Origin of the sequence: Amycolatopsis sp. NPDC051371 (assembly GCF_040682155.1) — a bacterium.
Lineage (GTDB): Bacteria > Actinomycetota > Actinomycetes > Mycobacteriales > Pseudonocardiaceae > Amycolatopsis.
Genome location: NZ_JBFBAG010000067.1, coordinates 16065 through 33200, shown reverse-complemented (window position 1 = coordinate 33200; position 17136 = coordinate 16065). Strand labels below are relative to the sequence as shown.

General features: G+C 70.4%; 16 protein-coding genes. 7 read left to right on the top strand and 9 right to left on the bottom strand.

What is annotated here, in order from left to right; translation table 11 throughout:
* Nucleotides 1–18: 18 nt before the first annotated feature.
* From AB0M59_RS48225 to rimO, 6 genes are all read right to left on the bottom strand, one after another.
* Nucleotides 19–1011, bottom strand: a complete 993-nt coding sequence (locus AB0M59_RS48225; RefSeq protein WP_364629344.1) for a hypothetical protein — start codon at nucleotides 1009–1011, stop codon at nucleotides 19–21.
* A gap of 29 nt (nucleotides 1012–1040) precedes the next feature.
* A complete protein-coding gene (locus tag AB0M59_RS48220) occupies nucleotides 1041–1886 on the bottom strand; it encodes a PspA/IM30 family protein (RefSeq protein WP_364629341.1) in 846 nt (281 codons plus the stop codon).
* A gap of 409 nt (nucleotides 1887–2295) precedes the next feature.
* Nucleotides 2296–2763: a helix-turn-helix transcriptional regulator gene (locus tag AB0M59_RS48215; protein ID WP_364382760.1), complete on the bottom strand. Its 468-nt coding sequence runs from the start codon at nucleotides 2761–2763 to the stop codon at nucleotides 2296–2298.
* Nucleotides 2764–2862: 99 nt separating this feature from the next.
* Nucleotides 2863–3360, bottom strand: coding sequence for a CinA family protein (locus AB0M59_RS48210; protein ID WP_364629339.1), 498 nt, complete (start codon nucleotides 3358–3360; stop codon nucleotides 2863–2865).
* A 50-nt stretch (nucleotides 3361–3410) separates the two neighbouring features.
* On the bottom strand, nucleotides 3411–4052 hold the full coding sequence (gene pgsA, locus AB0M59_RS48205) for a CDP-diacylglycerol--glycerol-3-phosphate 3-phosphatidyltransferase (protein ID WP_364629336.1): 642 nt from the start codon (nucleotides 4050–4052) through the stop codon (nucleotides 3411–3413).
* Nucleotides 4049–5485: a 30S ribosomal protein S12 methylthiotransferase RimO gene (gene rimO / locus AB0M59_RS48200; protein WP_364629333.1), complete on the bottom strand. Its 1437-nt coding sequence runs from the start codon at nucleotides 5483–5485 to the stop codon at nucleotides 4049–4051. The genes pgsA and rimO overlap by 4 nt, the downstream gene beginning before the upstream one ends.
* Nucleotides 5486–5581: 96 nt before the next feature.
* Here rimO and AB0M59_RS48195 point away from each other — a divergent pair, with 96 nt between their 5' ends.
* Nucleotides 5582–6085 (top strand): amino-acid N-acetyltransferase, encoded by a 504-nt coding sequence (locus tag AB0M59_RS48195; protein WP_364629394.1) that lies wholly within the window; start codon nucleotides 5582–5584, stop codon nucleotides 6083–6085.
* A 126-nt stretch (nucleotides 6086–6211) separates the two neighbouring features.
* Nucleotides 6212–6646, top strand: coding sequence for a phospholipase (locus AB0M59_RS48190; protein ID WP_364629330.1), 435 nt, complete (start codon nucleotides 6212–6214; stop codon nucleotides 6644–6646).
* A gap of 7 nt (nucleotides 6647–6653) precedes the next feature.
* Here the strand turns inward: AB0M59_RS48190 and AB0M59_RS48185 are convergent, their stop codons facing one another.
* Both AB0M59_RS48185 and AB0M59_RS48180 read right to left on the bottom strand, forming a co-directional pair.
* Nucleotides 6654–7082, bottom strand: coding sequence for a hypothetical protein (locus tag AB0M59_RS48185; RefSeq protein WP_364629327.1), 429 nt, complete (start codon nucleotides 7080–7082; stop codon nucleotides 6654–6656).
* A gap of 36 nt (nucleotides 7083–7118) precedes the next feature.
* The gene (locus AB0M59_RS48180; RefSeq protein WP_364629324.1) at nucleotides 7119–9614 is read right to left on the bottom strand and encodes a DNA translocase FtsK; all 2496 of its coding nucleotides are present in this window, start codon (nucleotides 9612–9614) and stop codon (nucleotides 7119–7121) included.
* 299 nt (nucleotides 9615–9913) lie between these two features.
* On the opposite strand from AB0M59_RS48180, the gene AB0M59_RS48175 reads away from it, so the two are divergent.
* The 5 genes from AB0M59_RS48175 (at nucleotide 9914) to dgt (ending at nucleotide 15327) form a co-directional block, all read left to right on the top strand.
* Nucleotides 9914–10738: a lysophospholipid acyltransferase family protein gene (locus AB0M59_RS48175; protein ID WP_364629321.1), complete on the top strand. Its 825-nt coding sequence runs from the start codon at nucleotides 9914–9916 to the stop codon at nucleotides 10736–10738.
* Between the two features lie 34 nt (nucleotides 10739–10772).
* Nucleotides 10773–11387 carry an NAD(P)H:quinone oxidoreductase gene (wrbA, locus tag AB0M59_RS48170; RefSeq protein WP_364629318.1) on the top strand — a complete coding sequence of 205 codons (615 nt, stop codon included), beginning with the start codon at nucleotides 10773–10775 and terminating at the stop codon, nucleotides 11385–11387.
* Between the two features lie 49 nt (nucleotides 11388–11436).
* Complete coding sequence (locus AB0M59_RS48165) at nucleotides 11437–12384, top strand: EamA family transporter (RefSeq protein ID WP_364629315.1); 948 nt, start codon at nucleotides 11437–11439, stop codon at nucleotides 12382–12384.
* 89 nt (nucleotides 12385–12473) lie between these two features.
* Nucleotides 12474–13829, top strand: a complete 1356-nt coding sequence (locus AB0M59_RS48160; RefSeq protein ID WP_364629391.1) for an amino acid permease — start codon at nucleotides 12474–12476, stop codon at nucleotides 13827–13829.
* A 136-nt stretch (nucleotides 13830–13965) separates the two neighbouring features.
* Nucleotides 13966–15327: a dGTP triphosphohydrolase gene (gene dgt, locus AB0M59_RS48155; protein ID WP_364629312.1), complete on the top strand. Its 1362-nt coding sequence runs from the start codon at nucleotides 13966–13968 to the stop codon at nucleotides 15325–15327.
* On the opposite strand, the gene AB0M59_RS48150 is transcribed toward dgt, so the two are convergent.
* Complete coding sequence (locus tag AB0M59_RS48150; RefSeq protein ID WP_364629309.1) at nucleotides 15324–16970, bottom strand: VWA domain-containing protein; 1647 nt, start codon at nucleotides 16968–16970, stop codon at nucleotides 15324–15326. The two genes, dgt and AB0M59_RS48150, sit on opposite strands and share 4 nt — an antisense overlap.
* Between the last annotated feature and the right edge of the window lie 166 nt (nucleotides 16971–17136).

Below are 17136 nucleotides of genomic sequence, written 5' to 3'. Positions count from 1 at the left end.
GATCACGCCGGGCCGGGGTCAGGAGAGTTCGCGCAGGGCCATGGCCAGGCCGGCCAGGCGGTCGGTGGCGTCGGTGAGGGCCTGCTTGGACGTCACGAGGCCGTCGCTCGACGCGGCGACCGTGTGGCCGGCCGCGGCGACCAGGCCGCGGTAGCCCTCGAGACCGTCTTCGAGCTGTTCGCGGAGCTTGCCGACCGCCGCGTCCAGGGCCGCCTGCTCGCGGGCCGGGGCGGAGTTCCGGCCGCGTTCGATCGCCTGGATGCGGCCCGCCAGGCCGCGCAGGGCGGCGGCGGCTTCGGTCGCGGTCTGCCCGGCGTCCGCGACGGACACTTCGGACACCGGTGTCGTGCCCACCGAGGACGGTACGGAGAGCTGGCGCAGCAGCTCGCCCAGCGACGCCTCGCACTCCGCGAGCCGTTCCATCGGCTCGCGCGCGGCGGATCCCGCGGGCGGCAGCGGCGGCGGGCCGGCCGGTGCGGACGGGAGCGGGGTGCGCTTCAGTTCCCGCAGCTTGAGCCCGCTGCGGACGCCGAACGTGCCGAAGACGACGGCTCCGGCGAACGCCATGATCGCCTGCGGCATCATCGGCGCGCCGGCGGCGCTCATCCAGCCCAGCCCGGCCGCCACGGCGAGGACGCCGCACAGGATCGTCAGCAGGATCCACAGCGTCATCGCGCGAGACGTCCGGCGCTTGCGGCGTTCGTGCTTCGCGGCCGGGTGGTTCCAGCGGTCCCACTTGGCCCGGGCCTCGGCGAACGCCGGGACCTGGTTCGCCATCGTCGAGAATGTCGCCGACATGTCGGGCCGCCGCACCGGCGGCCGCTGCAGCGGGTTCGGACGAGGACGCTGCGGTGCGGGCTTCCCGCCGGCCTGGTCGGCCGGCGGGAAGTACTTCTGCACCTTTTGGAGCTTTTCCTGAGCGCGCACGGCGTAGTCGGGCAGCTTCTCGATGTGCTTCTCCAGCTTCGCGCTGAACTCGCTGAAGTCGCGTCGCCTGCCCTGCTGCCCCATGCTCGCCCCCTTAGAACTCGCTGCCCGCGTCAGGCCGGGTTCTTGCCCTGCTCGGCCTGCACACGCGCCTGGATCTCGCGCTGGATGTCGGCCGAGCTGCTGCTCGCCGGCTTCTGGGCCGCCGCGCCGCCATCGGTCACCTGGGCGACCGAGTCACCGCGCATCGACGAGCGGATCTGCTCGAGCCGCGAGTGACCGGCCAGCTGCGTCGTGGAGGCCTGGACCTCCATCATGCGCCCCTGGACCGAGTTCTGGGCGAGCTCGGCCGAGCCCAGCGCCGTGGTGTAGCGCTTCTCGATCTTGTCGCGGACCTCTTCCAGCGACGGCGTGTTGCCCGGCGCCGCCAGCTGGCTCATCTGGTTCAGCGAAGCGGAGACCTGCTCCTGCATCTTCGCCTGCTCCAGCTGCGAGAGCAGCTTCGTGCGCTCGGCCAGCTTCTGCTGCAGCATCTGCGAGTTGCGCTCCACGGCCTTCTTGGCCTGGGCCGCGGCCTGCAGCGACTGGTCGTGCAGCGTCTTCAGGTCCTCGATGCTCTGCTCGGCCGTGACGAGCTGCGTCGCGAAGCTCTCCGCGGCGTTCTCGAACTCGACAGCCTTCTGCTCGTCACCCTTCGACCGCGCTTCGTCCGCGAGGACGAGGGCCTGCCGGGTCGAGGCCTGCAGCTTCTCGACGTCACCGAGCTGCCGGTTGAGCTTCATCTCCAGCTGCCGCTGGTTGCCGATCACGGAGGCGGCCTGCTGCGTCAGCGCCTGGTGGTTGCGCTGCGCCTCCTCGATGGCCTGCTGGATCTGTACCTTCGGGTCGGCGTGTTCGTCGATCTTCGACGAGAACGCCGCCATCATGTACTTCCAGAACTTCACGAACGGGTTGGCCATCTCCTCCGCCTGCCTTCTTGCGTCCCACGGGCCTAGGTACTCGGGGTGGGGCGTCGCTCCCCTGCACATGCAACGCACCGACCCCGGCGTTGGGTTCCATCGTGTCAGGTCGGCCACGTCCGTTCCAGGCGACCCCGGGGGATTTCAGGGTTCGCCCCTGATCACCCCCGTAGGTAACGCGAACGGCCCCGGGCGGGTTGCCCGGGGCCGACGGCCGAAATCGGCCCGGCGGTGTGGTCGTGTCCGGACCTCGGAACCAACCGCGGGAGAAGTCGGGGTACCTGTGCCGCACGCCTCCGCCTCCCGGAAAAAGCCAGCTCAGGGGGGCAGCGAGCACCCGCCTGGCGCCTGTCCCCACGAAGACGGCCCCGGGCGGGTTGCCCAGGGCCGTCTTCGCGTCTGCCTCTCGCTACGCAGCGATGGTCGAGGCCAGCTTCGGCTGCCCGATCGTCGTGCGCAGGGTGGTGTTCATCCGCGGCGCCGGGGAAACCCGCAGGTCGGCGAGGTCGTTGCCGATCAGCCCCGACATCAGGCGGCCGCCTTCGATGCCGGCCGCGGAGGCCTTGGCACCGCGCTCGGGCACCTTCTCCCGGGGCGCGCCCTCCACGATCCGCTCGTCGACCGGTGCGACCTCGACGTTGTCGAGGGCCGAAACGTCCGCCGCCACTTTGTGCAGCAGCTCGCCGAGCGGAAGGTCCAGGGCCTGGCAGATGGACGCGAGCAGCTCGCTCGACGCTTCCTTCTGGCCCCGCTCCACCTCGGAGAGGTAGCCGAGGCTGACCCTGGCGGCGCGGGAGATGTCGCGCAGCGTACGACGCTGGTTGGTGCGGGCATGACGGAGCCGATCACCGATCGCCTCACGCAACAGCACGGTCATCACGCGCCTCCCTTCCGTACAAGTACCCCCTACGTTACCCAGAGCGGTGCCCCGAGCGCAGGAGTTGGTGTGCCCGTACGCCAAGGGCGAACGCCCATTTCAGGTCAGATGTTCCCCGAGCAGGGAAAACGCCGCCCGGACCGATTCGGTCCTGATCAAGTCCCGGTCGCCGTGCAGGGCCAGGGTACGGACTGTGCGTGTTCCCGGCCCGGCGAGCCCGACGTGCACGGTTCCGGGCGCGACCCCGTCCTGGGCGGCCGGCCCGGCCACGCCGGTGAGCCCGAGGCCCCAGGTGGCGCCACACCGCTCGCGGGCGCCCTCGGCCAGCTGGGCGGCCACCTCCGGGTGGACGGCGCCGTGTTCGGCCAGCAGAGCGGCGTCGACCCCGGCCAGCGCGGTCTTCAATTCGGTGGCGTAGACGACCAGGCCGCCGCGCAGGGCGGCGCTCGCCCCGGGCACGCGCGCCAGGGTGGCGCAGACCAGCCCGGCCGTCAGCGACTCGGCGGCCGCGACGGTCTCGCCGCGGGCGGTCAAGGCGGCGATGAGGGCGGCGGCCGGTTCGTCGGCCGGCTCCACCGCGGGTCGCGAATGACTCATCGGGGACGCCGGAAGCCGCGAATGAGTCACTCGCGACACTTCGGGCACCGTCAGCTCCCGGTGACGCGGCGCCCGGCCGCGCGCAGCCGCACGGCCCGCACCAGGTAGTCCACGCCGGTCACCACGGTCAGCACCACGGCCAGGCCCATCAGCGCCCAGCGGACCGGGTCGGCCCCGGCCGGCAGCGGCAGCAGGTAGGCGGTGATCGCGGCGATCTGGGCCATGGTCTTGGCCTTGCCGCCGCGGCTGGCCGGGATCACGCCGTGCCGGATCACCCAGAACCGCAGCAGCGTGACGCCGATTTCGCGGACGGCGATCACGATCGTGACCCACCAGCCCAGCTCGCCGAGCACGCTCAACCCGACCAGCGCGGCGCCGGTCAGCGCCTTGTCCGCGATCGGGTCGGCGATCTTGCCGAAGTCGGTGATCAGGCCGTACCGGCGCGCCACCCAGCCGTCGAGCTGGTCGGTGAAGGAGGCGACGGCGAACAGGCCGGTGGCGATCGCGCGCCAGGTGGTGTCGTGGCCGTCGCCGGTGAACAGCGCGACGACGAACAACGGCACCAGGACCAAGCGCGAGAGCGTCAGGAGGTTCGCGATGTTCAGGGTCGGGACCGGGGTCGGCTCCGGGACCTGAGCGGGCACCTCGTGCGTCACACCCTCGTCGGCGGCGTCGCTGGGGAGCGCACTCACCGGTCGGCGTCCGGTACCGCGCGGACGACCAGGTCCACACCCGCCGAGTCCACGACCTCGCAGCGCAGGAAGTCGCCGACCTCCGTCTTCTCCGGCGCGTCGAGGATGACGCACTCGCCGTCGACCTCGGGGGCCTGGTGGGCGGCGCGGCCGGTGAGCTCGCCGTCGTCGTCCAGCTCGACGAGGACGTCGACGAAGGTGCCGATCCGGTCCTCGGCGCGCTGCGCGGTCAGCTCCTCGACCAGCGCGGAGATCCGCGTGACGCGCGCGGCGACCTCGTCGGCGTCGAGCTTGCCGTCGAAGGTCTCGGCCTCGGTGCCGTCCTCGTCGGAGTAGCCGAAGACGCCGACCGCGTCGAGCCGCGCGCCGGTCAGGAAGCGTTCCAGCTCGCTGAGGTCGTGCTCGGTCTCGCCGGGGAAGCCGACGATGACGTTGGTGCGGATGCCCGCCTCGGGCGCGTGCTCGCGGATCTGCTCGGTCAGCGCGAGGAACGAGTCCGTCGAGCCGAACCGGCGCATCCGGCGCAGCACCTGCTCGCTGGAGTGCTGGAACGACAGGTCGAAGTACTCGGCGACGCCCGGCGTGGTGGCGATCGCCTTGACCAGCTGCGGGCGCGTCTCGGCCGGCTGCAGGTAGGAGACGCGGACGCGCTCGATGCCGTCGATCTCCGCCAGCCGCGGCAGCAGCCGCTCCAGCGCGGTGGCGCCGTCGCGGCCGAAGTCCTTGCCGTAGGACGTCGAGTTCTCGCTGACCAGGAACAGCTCCTTGACGCCGTGCTCGGCCAGCCACATCGCCTCGGCGACGATCTCGTCGGGCTGCCGCGAGACGAAGGAGCCGCGGAACGACGGGATCGCGCAGAACGAGCAGCGCCGGTCGCAGCCGGAGGCGATCTTCAGCGCGGCCACCGGCGAGTCGTCGAGACGCGTGCGCAGCACCCGCGGGCCCCAGCCGTGCTGCGCGTGGCCCGGGACCTCGACGGTCTCGGCCGCGGCGGGCCGCTGGACCGGGCTGATCGGCAGCAGCTTGCGCCGGTCGCCGGGGGTGTGCGAGGCGACCTTGCGGCCCGCGACGACGTCGTCGAGCCGGTCGGAGAGCTCGGCGTAGTGGTCGAAGCCCAGCACGGCGTCGGCCTCGGGGAGGCTGTCGGCGAGTTCGTGCCCGTAGCGCTCGGCCATGCAGCCGACCGCGACGACCTTCTTGCCCGTGTCGGACGCCGCCAGCAGCGTGTCGACGGAGTCCTTCTTGGCCGACTCGACGAAGCCGCAGGTGTTGACCACCACGACGTCGGAGTCCTCCGGATCGGCCGCCAGCTCCCAGCCGCCGGCCGCCAGCCGGCCCGCCAGCTCCTCCGAGTCGACCTCGTTGCGGGCGCAGCCCAGGGTCAGCAGGGAGACGCGTCGGGTGGCGGCAGGGTCAACGGCAGGGGAAGGCACGACGTTCAGGGTAGCCGCCGGTCCCGGGCGGGCCGACGACGGCGTAGCCCGGTCGTGTCGGCGCCGGCGCCGGGCGATGTGGCAGTGTTGACGATCGTGCCGTCCGCCTCGCCCGCCGTCCGCCGCGCGCGGATCGCCGACGTCCGCAAGATCAAGGCCCTGGTCGACTCGGACGCCGGCCGCGTCCTGCTGGAGAAGGACCTGGTCACGCTGTACGAAGCGGTCCAGGAGTTCTGGGTCGCCGAGGTGGAGGACGAGGTCGTCGGGGCGGCCGCGCTGCACGTGCTCTGGGAGGACATCGCCGAGCTGCGCACGGTGGTGGTCGACAAGGCCGTCCGCGGCCAGGGGGTCGGGCGGGTCCTCGTGGCCCGGCTGATCGACGAAGCGCGTGAGCTGGGTCTCAGGCGGCTGTTCGTGCTGACGTTCGAGACCAGTTTCTTCATCGGCCACGGCTTCGTGGAGATCCAGGGGACGCCGGTTTCGCACGAGGTCTACGAGGAGATGCGGCGCTCGCACGACACGGGTGTCGCCGAGTTCCTCGACCTGCCGTACGTCAAGCCGAACACCCTGGGCAACTCCCGGATGCTGCTCGAGCTCTGAACCCCTAATCACCGCCTGGATTCTGAAGGTTTCCCCTTAACATCCTTCCGGGCGGTGACGCGCGCCACCGCCCGGCTCCAAGATGATCTGGTTAATCCTCCACCTGATCAGCAAGGACTGCACACGATGCGCACGACTCTCCGGAACCTGGGGGCCACCATCGCGGTGGCCGCGACTGTCGGCGGAGGCGCCCTGCTGGGCGCCGGCACCGCGGCGGCCGTCGACATCCCGACGGTCACCGACCAGTACCTCTTCTCGACCTCGCTCTCGAACTTCGAGACGATCCGGGGCCAGGCGCCCTACAACGGCCAGCTCGACTGGTCCTCGGACGGCTGCTCGTGGGCGCCGGACAACCCGTTCGGCTGGAAGTTCCTGCCCGGTTGCCACCGGCACGACTTCGGCTACCGCAACTACAAGAAGCAGGGCCGCTTCTCCGAGGCGAACCGCCTGAAGATCGACGACAACCTCTACTCGGACCTCAAGGGCGTCTGCGGCTCCAACGTGGCCTGCAAGGCCGCCGCCTGGACGTACTACCAGGCCGTGCGCAAGTTCGGCAGCTGATTCGCGCTCAGCCGACCAGTACCGTCGCCTCCAGGCCGTCCTCGCTCACCGACACCAGCTCGACGCGGCTGGCGGCGAACGAGGTCGCCTGGGGGCCGGTCCGTGGCCCGCTGTGCAGCTCGGCCGTCGTGCTCTCGCCGCGGCCGGGCTCGCTCAGCAGGAACGCGAGCGTCGCTTCGCCCTGCCAGATGCAGGTCATGTTCGGGCGGCACCGCGAGTCGGAGACGACCCGCAGGTAGCGCACGGCCAGGTCCTTCCCCTGCACGGCCGCCTCTTCGCCGAGGTGAAGGGTCACTTCCTGCCCGGGCGTGGTGCTCACGGTCGCCGGCGCGGGCGGCCGGGCCGGAACCGGCTGCCCGGAGGCGACCGAGCTCCCGGCGCCCACCGCGACGACGGCGAAGGCGAACAGTCCGGCTGCCAAACGCTGCAGGTCCATGTGCTCAGGACGGAACGACCCCATCGGCGGGTTGCACTACTCGTCGTCCGGGTCCGCCGCGACCGGGTCGCCGCCGCGGATCATGAACAGGACGCCTTCCAGCTCCTCCGGCTTGATCAGCACGTCGCGGGCCTTCGAGCCCTCCGACGGGCCGACGATCCCGCGGCTCTCCAGCAGGTCCATCAGGCGGCCCGCCTTGGCGAAGCCGACCCGCAGCTTGCGCTGCAGCATCGACGTCGAACCGAACTGGGACGTCACGATCAGCTCCGCCGCCTGCAGCAGGACGTCGAGGTCGTCGCCGATGTCCGGGTCGATCTCCTTCTTCTCGCCGGCCTTCTGCGCCGTGACGCCGTCCTGGTAGTCCGGCTGCGCCTGCTCCTTGGCGTAGTTGACGACGGCGGAAATTTCTTCGTCGCCGACGAACGCGCCCTGGATGCGGACCGGCTTGCCGGCGCCCATCGGCAGGTAGAGCGCGTCGCCCATGCCGATCAGCTTCTCCGCGCCCGGCTGGTCGAGGATGACCCGCGAGTCGGTCAGCGACGACGTCGCGAACGCCAGCCGCGAAGGCACGTTCGTCTTGATCAGGCCGGTCACGACGTCGACCGACGGCCGCTGCGTCGCGAGGACCAGGTGGATGCCGGCCGCGCGGGCCTTCTGGGTGATGCGGACGATCGCGTCCTCGACGTCGCGCGGGGCGGTCATCATCAGGTCGGCGAGCTCGTCGACGATCGCCATGATGTAGGGGTAGGGCCGGTACTCGCGCTCGGACCCGGGCGGCGCGGTGATCTCGCCGGACTTGACCTTCTTGTTGTAGTCGTCGATGTGCCGGACCTTGTTGACCTGCATGTCCTGGTAGCGCTGCTCCATCTCCTCGACCAGCCAGGCCAGCGCGGCGGCGGCCTTCTTCGGCTGGGTGATGATGGGCGTGATCAGGTGCGGGATGCCCTCGTACGGCGTCAGCTCGACCATCTTCGGGTCGATCAGGATCATCCGGCACTCGTCCGGCGTCGCCCGCGCGAGCAGCGAGACCAGCATGGAGTTGACGAAGCTCGACTTACCGGAACCGGTGGAGCCGGCGACCAGGAGGTGGGGCATCTTCGTCAGGTTCGCCGTGACGAAGTGGCCCTCGATGTCCTTGCCGAGGCCGATCACCATCGGGTGGTTGTCCTTGACCGTGGTCGGCGCGCGCAGGACGTCACCCAGGCGGACCATCTCGCGGTCGGAGTTCGGCACCTCGATGCCGACGGCGGACTTGCCGGGGATCGGCGCCAGCAGCCGGACGTTGTCGGTCGCGACGGCGTAGGCGATGTTCTTGGTCAGCGCGGTGATCTTCTCGACCTTCACGCCCGGGCCGAGCTCGACCTCGTAGCGGGTGACCGTCGGGCCGCGGGTGAAGCCGGTGACCTGCGCGTCGATGCTGAACTGCTCCAGGACGCCGGTGATCGCCTCGATCATGGCGTCGTTGGCCTTGCTGCGGGACTTCGGCGCGTCGCCGAGCTTCAGCAGGTCGGGCGGCGGGAGCTGGTAGTCGCCCTCGACGGTCCGCGTGACGGCGAGCGGCGGCTCCGGGGCCTTCTTCGACTTCTTTTCGGGGACCTCGACCGGCTTGGGCACGACTGCGCTCGCCTTGGGGGGCTTGATCGGCGTCGGCAGCTCGGCGAGGGCGGCGTCGAGGTCGAGCTGCTCCCCGTCGTGGTCCCCGCTGCTCTGGCGGCGGCGAGACGGCTTGCGCAGGCGCGCGGCCTTCGGGTCGGCCTCGGTGACGGTGTCCTCGTCGGTCGCGAAGCCGGCCTTCTGGTCCGCTTCGGCCATCTCCTCTTCGTCGAGGCCCCAGTTGCGCAGCCGGTGCGGGATCTCCCGGACCGGGGTGCCGGTGAACACGAGCACGCCGAAGACGAGCGCGAGGATGAGCAGCGGCACGGCGACCCAGGTGGTGACCCCCAGGGCGAGCAGGCCGCCGGAGAAGGCGCCGATGATTCCGCCGGCGTACATCCGGCCGTCGTTCGTGGCCGGGAGCGCGGTGAAGATGTGCAGCATCCCGAGGACCGACAGGACGACCATGATGGTGCCGATCACCATCCGCGGCCGCGTCTCGGGGTGCGGTTCGGACCGCATGAGCGCGACGGCCACGACGACGAGGACCAGCGGAAGCGTCACGGCCCCGGCCCCGAGGACGGACCGGGTGGCGATTTCGACCCCGGCCCCGATCGGCCCGGCGGCGCGCCACCAGACCCCGACGGCCGCGACGATGGCCAGCGCCATCAGGCCCAGCGCGAGGCCGTCACGGCGGTGTTCGGCCTCGAGCTCGCGGGTGCGGCCGACGGTCCTGGCCAGCGTGCCGATGCCCTTGGCCAGCAGGTTCCAGGTGCCGCGGACACCCTTGCCGAAGATCCCGGGCGTCTTGCGGCGCGAGCGGGGGGCGGGCTTGCGAGTGGACGACGTACGTGGCTTCGCGGGTGTACGCGGCTTACGCGCCGCAGCCCCCTTCGCGCCGCTTCCCGTGCTTCGCTTCCTCGTCGCCGACCCAGCCATGCCCTCAACGGTAACCGGCCGTGGCCGTTCGTCCCATGCGCCACTCTCGGCGCAGGGTGAACTTCTGCCTCACATCCGGGCCCGAGCGGCCATCCGGGTGAACCAGGTCGCCGCGCCGGCTCGAAGCGGGGGGCACGCCGCCGCGAGGGTCGCCCCCGAACGTCTTGAATGAGTCATTCAGGTCTTCCCGGGTCCTGAATGACTCATTCAAGACCTTGGCGACGGGCCGGCGGCCATCCGGGTGAACCGATCGGCCAGCGCGCATTCGGGTGAAATCGGCGTCTGCCATGCTCTGCCCCATGGTCGCGCTGCACTCCGACAACACCTCTCGCCGAGCCCCCGCCATCTGGCGGACCATGCTCAACATCGACCGCGGGCTGGTGAACCTCGTCGGACGGCTCACCGTCTCCGGCCGGATCCCCGCCCAGCTGCGGGGCAAGCCGCTGCTGATGACCGCCAACCACATCGGCGTGTTCGACGCGTTCGTGCTGATGGCCGCGTGCAAGCGGATCGGCATCAACCCGCGGTTCATGCTGGCCGGCGGCATCCTGGACGCCCCGGTCATCGGCCCGGCGCTGCGGGTCAGCGGCCACCTGCGGGTCGACCGGAAGGTCGCCGCGACCGCCGTCGGGCAGTTCGCCGAGGCCGTCGAAGCGCTCAAGACCACGCGCGAGCCGATCATCGTCTACCCGGAGGGCCGGATCAGCCACGACCCGGGCCTGTGGCCCGAGCGCGGCAAGACCGGCGCGGCGCGGCTGGCGCTGGCCGCGGGCGTGCCGGTGATCCCGATCAGCCAGTGGGGCGCGCACGAAGCCGTGTACTGGGGCACCGAGACCGTCAACGGCCCGGCCGACCTGGTCCCACTCGCCCGCTCCGGGCTCAGCGCTCCCCTGCGCCGGCCGAAGTTCCGGGTGCACTTCGGCGACCCCGTCGACCTGTCGGACGTCGAGCCGGAGCGCCCGGGCGCGGGGGTGCGCGCGCACGCGAAGATCATGCAGGCGATCACCGACGGCCTGATCCCGCTGCGCGCGGGCGAGCTCGACCGGCCCCGCTTCCACGACCCGACGCGGCCGACCGACACCGTCAGCCCGTGGAAACCTCAGCAGCCCAAGTCCGGATTCTGAGACGCCGTCCCGACGCCGCCTAGAGTCGGCGGACGTGAGCACACGGATACTCGTCGTCTACTACAGCTCGACCGGGAACACCGCCGCCCTGGCCGAAGGCCTCGCCGCCGGGGCTCGCGAGACCGGCGCCGACGTCCGGGTGCGGACCGTCCCGGAGACGGTGCCCGCCGACGCGATCGCGCAGAACCCGCGCTGGCAGGCCTGGATCGACTCGGGCCCGCACCACGCCCTGGCCACGCTCGACGACCTCCTGTGGGCCGACGGCCTCGCCGTCGGCAGCCCGACCCGGTTCGGCGGCCCCGCGGCCCAGCTGAAGTCCTATTTGGACAGCACGGGTGGCCTGTGGGCCAAGGGGAAGCTGGCCGACAAGGTCGCGACGTCGTTCACGACGGCGTCCACCCGGCACGGCGGCCTGGAGTCGACGCTGCTGGCGATCAACAACGTCTTCTACCACTGGGGCGCGATCGTCGTGCCGCTCGGCTACACCGACCCGCACCTGATGGAGTCCGGCAACCCGTACGGCGGCTCCTTCGTGTCCCGCAAGTCGGCCGCACCGGACGAGCTGGCCCTCGGCGCGCTGCGCGTCCAGGGCCGGCGGCTCGCGACCATCGCGACGCACGTCGCGACCGGGCTGAAGCAGGCCGAATAACCGGAAAAACCCCTTTGGCAGTCACGCCGTGGGCCCTACAGTCGCGGTGGTGACCACCGAGCTGCCCGTCCTCACACCTCCCCGGGTCGCCCACCGCGGCCGCGGGACCACGCTCGTCCTGCTCGCGGCGCTGTTCTTCAGCACGTCGGGCACGCTGGGCAAGTCCGCGATGTCCGCCGGGTTCAGCCCGGAGCAGGTGGCCGCGATGCGGATCGGGGTCGCCGGGCTCGTGCTGCTCGCCGGGGTGGCGCTGGTGGCGCCGCGGAAGCTGCGGGTGCGCCGGAGCGAGCTGCCGGTGCTGGCCGGGTACGGGCTGCTCGGCGTCGCCGGCGTGCAGCTGCTGTACTTCGTCGCCGCGGGCCGGATCCCCGTCGGCATCGCGATCCTGCTGGAGTTCATCTCCCCCGTGCTGATCGCGCTGTGGGTGCGGTTCGTGCGGCGGCACCGGCTGCCGCGGTCGGTGTGGGGCGGCATCGCGCTGGCCATGGTGGGGCTGTCGCTGGTCGCCCAGGTCTGGCAGGGCGTGACGCTGAACGGCGTCGGGCTGCTCGCCGGCTTCGGCGCGGCACTGTGCTCGGCCGGGTACTTCCTGCTCGGCGAGCGCGCGGTGGCCGACATCGACCCGCTGGGCCTGGTCACCTGGGGCATGGTGATCGGCGCGGTGCTGATCAGCCTCGTCGCCCCGCCGTGGACGTGGCCGGTCGGCCTGCTCGCCGTGGATGTCGAGTTCGGCGCCTGGCACCCGCCGGTGTGGCTGCTGATGACCCTGCTGGTGCTGGTCGCGACGGTGCTCGCCTACATCTTCGGGATCTCGTCGCTGCGGCACCTGCCGGCGTCGGTGGCGAGCGTGCTCGGGCTGGTCGAGCCCGTGATCGTCACGGTCACGGCGTGGGCGCTGCTCGGCGAGGAGCTCACCTTGGCGCAGCTGCTCGGCTCGGCGATCCTGCTGGCCGGTGCGTACCTGGTGCAGCGGAAGTCGGCGATCTTGACGAGCTGATCTCTTCACTGAATGGCACGTGGGTGCGAGAATCCCCCACCGTGACGACTCAGGGACTGCGGCCCGAATTGCGGCAGCGGCACGTCCGGATGATCGCCCTCGGTGGCATCATCGGCGCGAGCCTGTTCATCGGCAGCGGCGCGGTGATCCACACCGTCGGCCCGGCGGCCGTGCTCTCCTACGCACTGGGCGGGCTGCTCGTCGTGCTCGTCATGCGGATGCTCGGCGAGATGGCGACGGCCGCACCGGCGCTCGGCTCGTTCATGGAGTACGCGCGCGATTCGCTCGGCGGCTGGGCGGGCTTCACGATCGGCTGGCTGTACTGGTATTTCTGGGTCGGCGTGGTCGCGTTCGAAGCCGTGGCCGGCGCGAAGATCCTGCAGGGCTGGATTCCCGGTGTGCCGCAATGGGTGTTCTCACTGGCGCTGATGCTGCTGCTGACGGCGACGAACCTGGCGTCGGCGCGGTCGTTCGGCGAAACGGAGTTCTGGCTCGCGTCGATCAAGGTCGCCACCATCGTGGTGTTCCTGGCGCTGGGGCTGCTGTTCGTGCTCGGGCTCTGGCCGGGCGCGCACTTCTCGGTGGGCAACATCGGCCTCGACGGCTTCGTCGCGAACGGCGGGTTTTCCGTCGTCCACGGCGTGGTGATCGTGATCTTCTCCTACTTCGGCGCGGAGATCGTGACGATCGCGGCGGCGGAGTCGAGCGAGCCGGAGACGGCGGTCCGCAAGGCGACGTCGACGATCGTCTGGCGCGTGATCGTGTTCTACGTCGGCTCGGTGGCACTGCTGGTGATGATCACGCCGTGGCGCGAGGTCCCGAGCGAGACGAGCCCGTTCGCGGCGGCGTTCGACCGTTTCGGCGTCCCTGCGGCGACGACGATCGTCTCGGCGGTGGTCCTCACGGCGGCGCTGTCGGTGCTGAATTCGGGGCTGTACACGGCATCCCGCATGCTGTTCGCGTTGCGCCGCCACGGCTGGGCCCCGAGCTGGATCGCGGACACCAACGCGCGCGGCGTGCCGTGGAAGGCGATCCTGGTGTCCACTTCGGTCGGTTACGTCGCGGTGGTCATGAGTTACGTGTCGCCGGACAAGATCTTCTACTTCATCATCAACTCGGCGGGCGCGGTGGCGTTGTTCGTGTACGCCATCATTTGCGGCTCGCAGCTGCGGATGCGCCGGCGGCTGGAAGCGTCGTCGCCTGAGCTGCTGAAGCTGCGGATGTGGGGCTATCCGTGGCTGAGCTGGCTGACCTTGGTGGTGACGCTGGTCGTGGTGGCGTCGATGCTGTTCGTGGACGAGGACACGCGGGTGCAGCTCTACCTGAGCTTGATCAGCCTGGCGGTGATCTTGGCGGTGTACGCCCTCATCCGCCGGCGATCCGGCTCAGCATCTCAAGTGCTTGAGTCGGACACTCGCGGCACCGAAGATGCTCAATCGCAATAGACGGCGCACAAAGATCGCAACACGCTTGCAGGTGTGACACGACACGGCAACTATGGCAATCCCCCGCCCCTACGCAGTAACAAGCCATCAGCCACGACGTTGATATACGGCAACTGCGAACCAGCGAGGGGCGACCATGGGGAAACCGCGAAGAGCGAAGAGAAGGCACGTCGAAGTCGAGAAGGACCCTTTCCGTTCTCCCTACCAACGAGACCGCGACCGGGTCCTGTATTCGTCAGCATTCCGCCGCCTCTCCGGTGTGGCCCAAGTGGCCGCGGTGAACGAGCAGCGAGTTCTGCACAACCGCCTGACCCACAGCCTCAAGGTGGCCCAGCTCGGCCGTCGCCTGGTTCAGCACTTGAAACACGGCGAATCGGAGGAAGGTCGGGAGCTCCGGAAGATGTCGGGGATCAACGCCGACGTCGTGGAGACGGCGGGACTCGTCCACGACATCGGACATCCGCCTTTCGGACATATCGCCGAACCAGTCCTCGACACGTGCCTGCGCCGCGTTCACGGTATGGAAGGGTTCGAAGGGAATGCTCAGTCGTTCCGGATAGTCACGAAGCTCGCCAGGCGGAGAACCGACTATCCGGGCCTCGACCTCACCCGAGCGGCCCTCGACGCGATGCTCAAGTACCCCCGGCCGCGATCGATGTCCGCCGACGATCCCTTCGCCGTCCCGCCCTGGACCGACCGTCGGTTTGGCAGCAAGTGGGGGGCGTACACGAGCGAACTCCAAGACTTCCGGTGGACTCGGAAGGGAACCCCGGTCGGGCTCAGGTCGGCCAACGCCATCCTCATGGATTGGGCCGACGACATCACATACGCGACCCACGACATCGAGGACTACTTCCGGGCCGGGCTCATTCCGCTGCACGACCTGGGAAGGGACCACGCCCGTATCGCCAAGCACGCCCACCGCCGCTTGGGAGCAATGGCGGATTTCGCCCCGGCCGACTTCGACGACCAACTGAAGAAGGTCATCGACAGGTTCGCGAAGGGAATCACCTCGTCGTGCTGGGATACGCGCCAGAACCGCTCCGCGATGAACACGATAACGACGATGAACCTCACCGAGTGCGTTGGTGCGGTCTCCTTGGTGGCGGAACCTCCGTACGTGACGGTGGATCCACGTTGCCAGTACCTCGTCGAAGCGCTGAAGGAGCTCACCTGGTTCTACGTCATCGACAGACCGTCGTTGGCAGTGATGCAAAAAGGGCAGAAGCGCATCGTCCAATCCCTCTACGACCGGCTCCATGACTGCCTGGCCGAGTCACCGAAAAGTCCTCGGTTGCCCATCCAGCTTCGCTCGATATATCGAGACTTGGGACACGACGCCGAGTTCGCATCTCTCTACCCGAGGTCTTCGGAAGCCCGGGAAGCACGCGCCATCGTCGACTACATCTGCGTGCTGACCGAAGCTCAGGCCGTCGATCTGGACGAAAGGTTGAGCGGCCGATCACAAAGTTCGATGTTCGGAGCCTGGTTCAGCTAGCCGCCGGCGATCCGGCTCAGCGCCCCGAAAAACACGTCCGTGATCTTCGCCGGGTCCGGCGCGACGAACGCCTGACCGCCCGTCGCCGCGGTCAGCTGGTCCAGTTCCGGTTTGTCCGCGTCCGGGCCGATGCCCACGCCGATCAGCGGGATCGGGCGGCGCGGGTCCTGCAGCTTCGCCAGCTCTGCCAGGAGATCCGCACGCGAAATCCCGTGCGGGTCCTCGTTGCGGCCGTCCGTCAGCACGATCACCAGGTTGAGCCGGCCCGGCTCCCACTCGCGGCGCGCCGTGCGGTAGGAGTCCAGCACGCTGTCGTACAGCCCCGTTCCGCCGTTCGGGGTGGCCTTCACCTGGGCGAGCTTGTCCAGCGCGCCGCTCGCCAGGTGCTGCGCCACCGGGGCCATCGGCAGCAGCTCGCGGTAGTCCTTGTCGCCGTCCAGCCGGGTCGAGAACGCCAGCATCCGCAGCTGCGTCGTGGGCTTGAACAGGTGCAGCGCCTTCGCCGTCGCCTGCATCGACAGCTGCATCCGGTTCAGCCCGGTCCCCGGCACCTGCGCGTTCATCGACCCCGACACGTCGACGAGCACCTGCACCCGCGCGCTCAGGTTGATTCCGGCCCACTGGTTGAGCAGCTCGTCGACCGACGCGGCGGCAGGCAGGTTCGCGGCCCGGAAACCGGCGGTCGACACCCTCGGGTCGTCGGCGTGGTCGCGCAGGGCCTGCCCGCCCGCCGCGCGCAGGCCCGTCTTCGCGATGGCGTCCGCGCCCGCGTCGCCGAGCGCCGCTTCCCGCAGCGCGTCGATGATCGGCCGCTGCTCCGGCGTGATCCCGCCCAGCTCGGCGAACGGGTAGTCCAAGGTGGGCACCGCGGCCGAGTAGACGGCGACGAGCCGTGACGTCGCGTCCTCGATGTTGTGGCGCAGCAACGAGTTCTCCGACGCGGGGAACATCGTCACCGCGGCCGTGCCGCCGGTGCCGCTCGACCCCGGCAGCCGCGCGATCAGGTCCGTCTCCGCGCCGAGCGTGTTGGCCGAGAACCGCCGCAGCAGCGCGACGTACGACCCCGCCGGCTCGGGCGTCGCTTTGACGCTCTCCCTCAGGCCGAGCAGCGCCATCGCGGCGACCGAGTCACGCGCCGGGTCGGACATCCCCGGGACGGCACCCTGCGCGCCCAGGACGTCGGCCCAGGTGGGCGTGCGCTCGGGCCAGCCGATGCCCTTCGCGACGTCCTCGGCGACGGCCAGCACGACCGGCGAGCTGGCCACCGACGCCCCGGTCTCGGGGACGTCGGCGGCGCCGAGCTGGCGGGCGCGGCGCAGCGCGAGGGTCGAGTCCGGCACCCACACCTGCGGCCGCGGGCTGCCGTCGGACATGGCGAGCCGCTCGGCCGCGGCGGCCGCCTCCCTGGTCTGGACCTCGACGCTGCCGCACCGGAGGTCGAGACCACGCGCGACGAGCGAAAGCGCGGGTGCGATGTCGGCGGACGCGGTGACGAGGACCTTCGCCGGCTGCTCGCACGTGGAGCGGGACTTCACCACCGAGACGGTGACCCAGGCCGCGGCCCCGAGGACGACCACCAGACCGGTCGCGATGGCGGGCACGAACAGCCGGAGTCGTCTTCCGTCCGGTGAGTGACGTCCCATCGGCGCGGCCTCTCTTCGGGAGGCGGGGTGGGGATCAAGGTTAGCGCCCGGGAAACCACCGGCTCGTGGTCCGGATGGCGTAACAGGCGGCCTCATACCCGGGAAGGATGCGTATATCCCGGAGTGGGATGTCCGCGCCCGGCTCGCGCGCGACACTGGAGCCCTC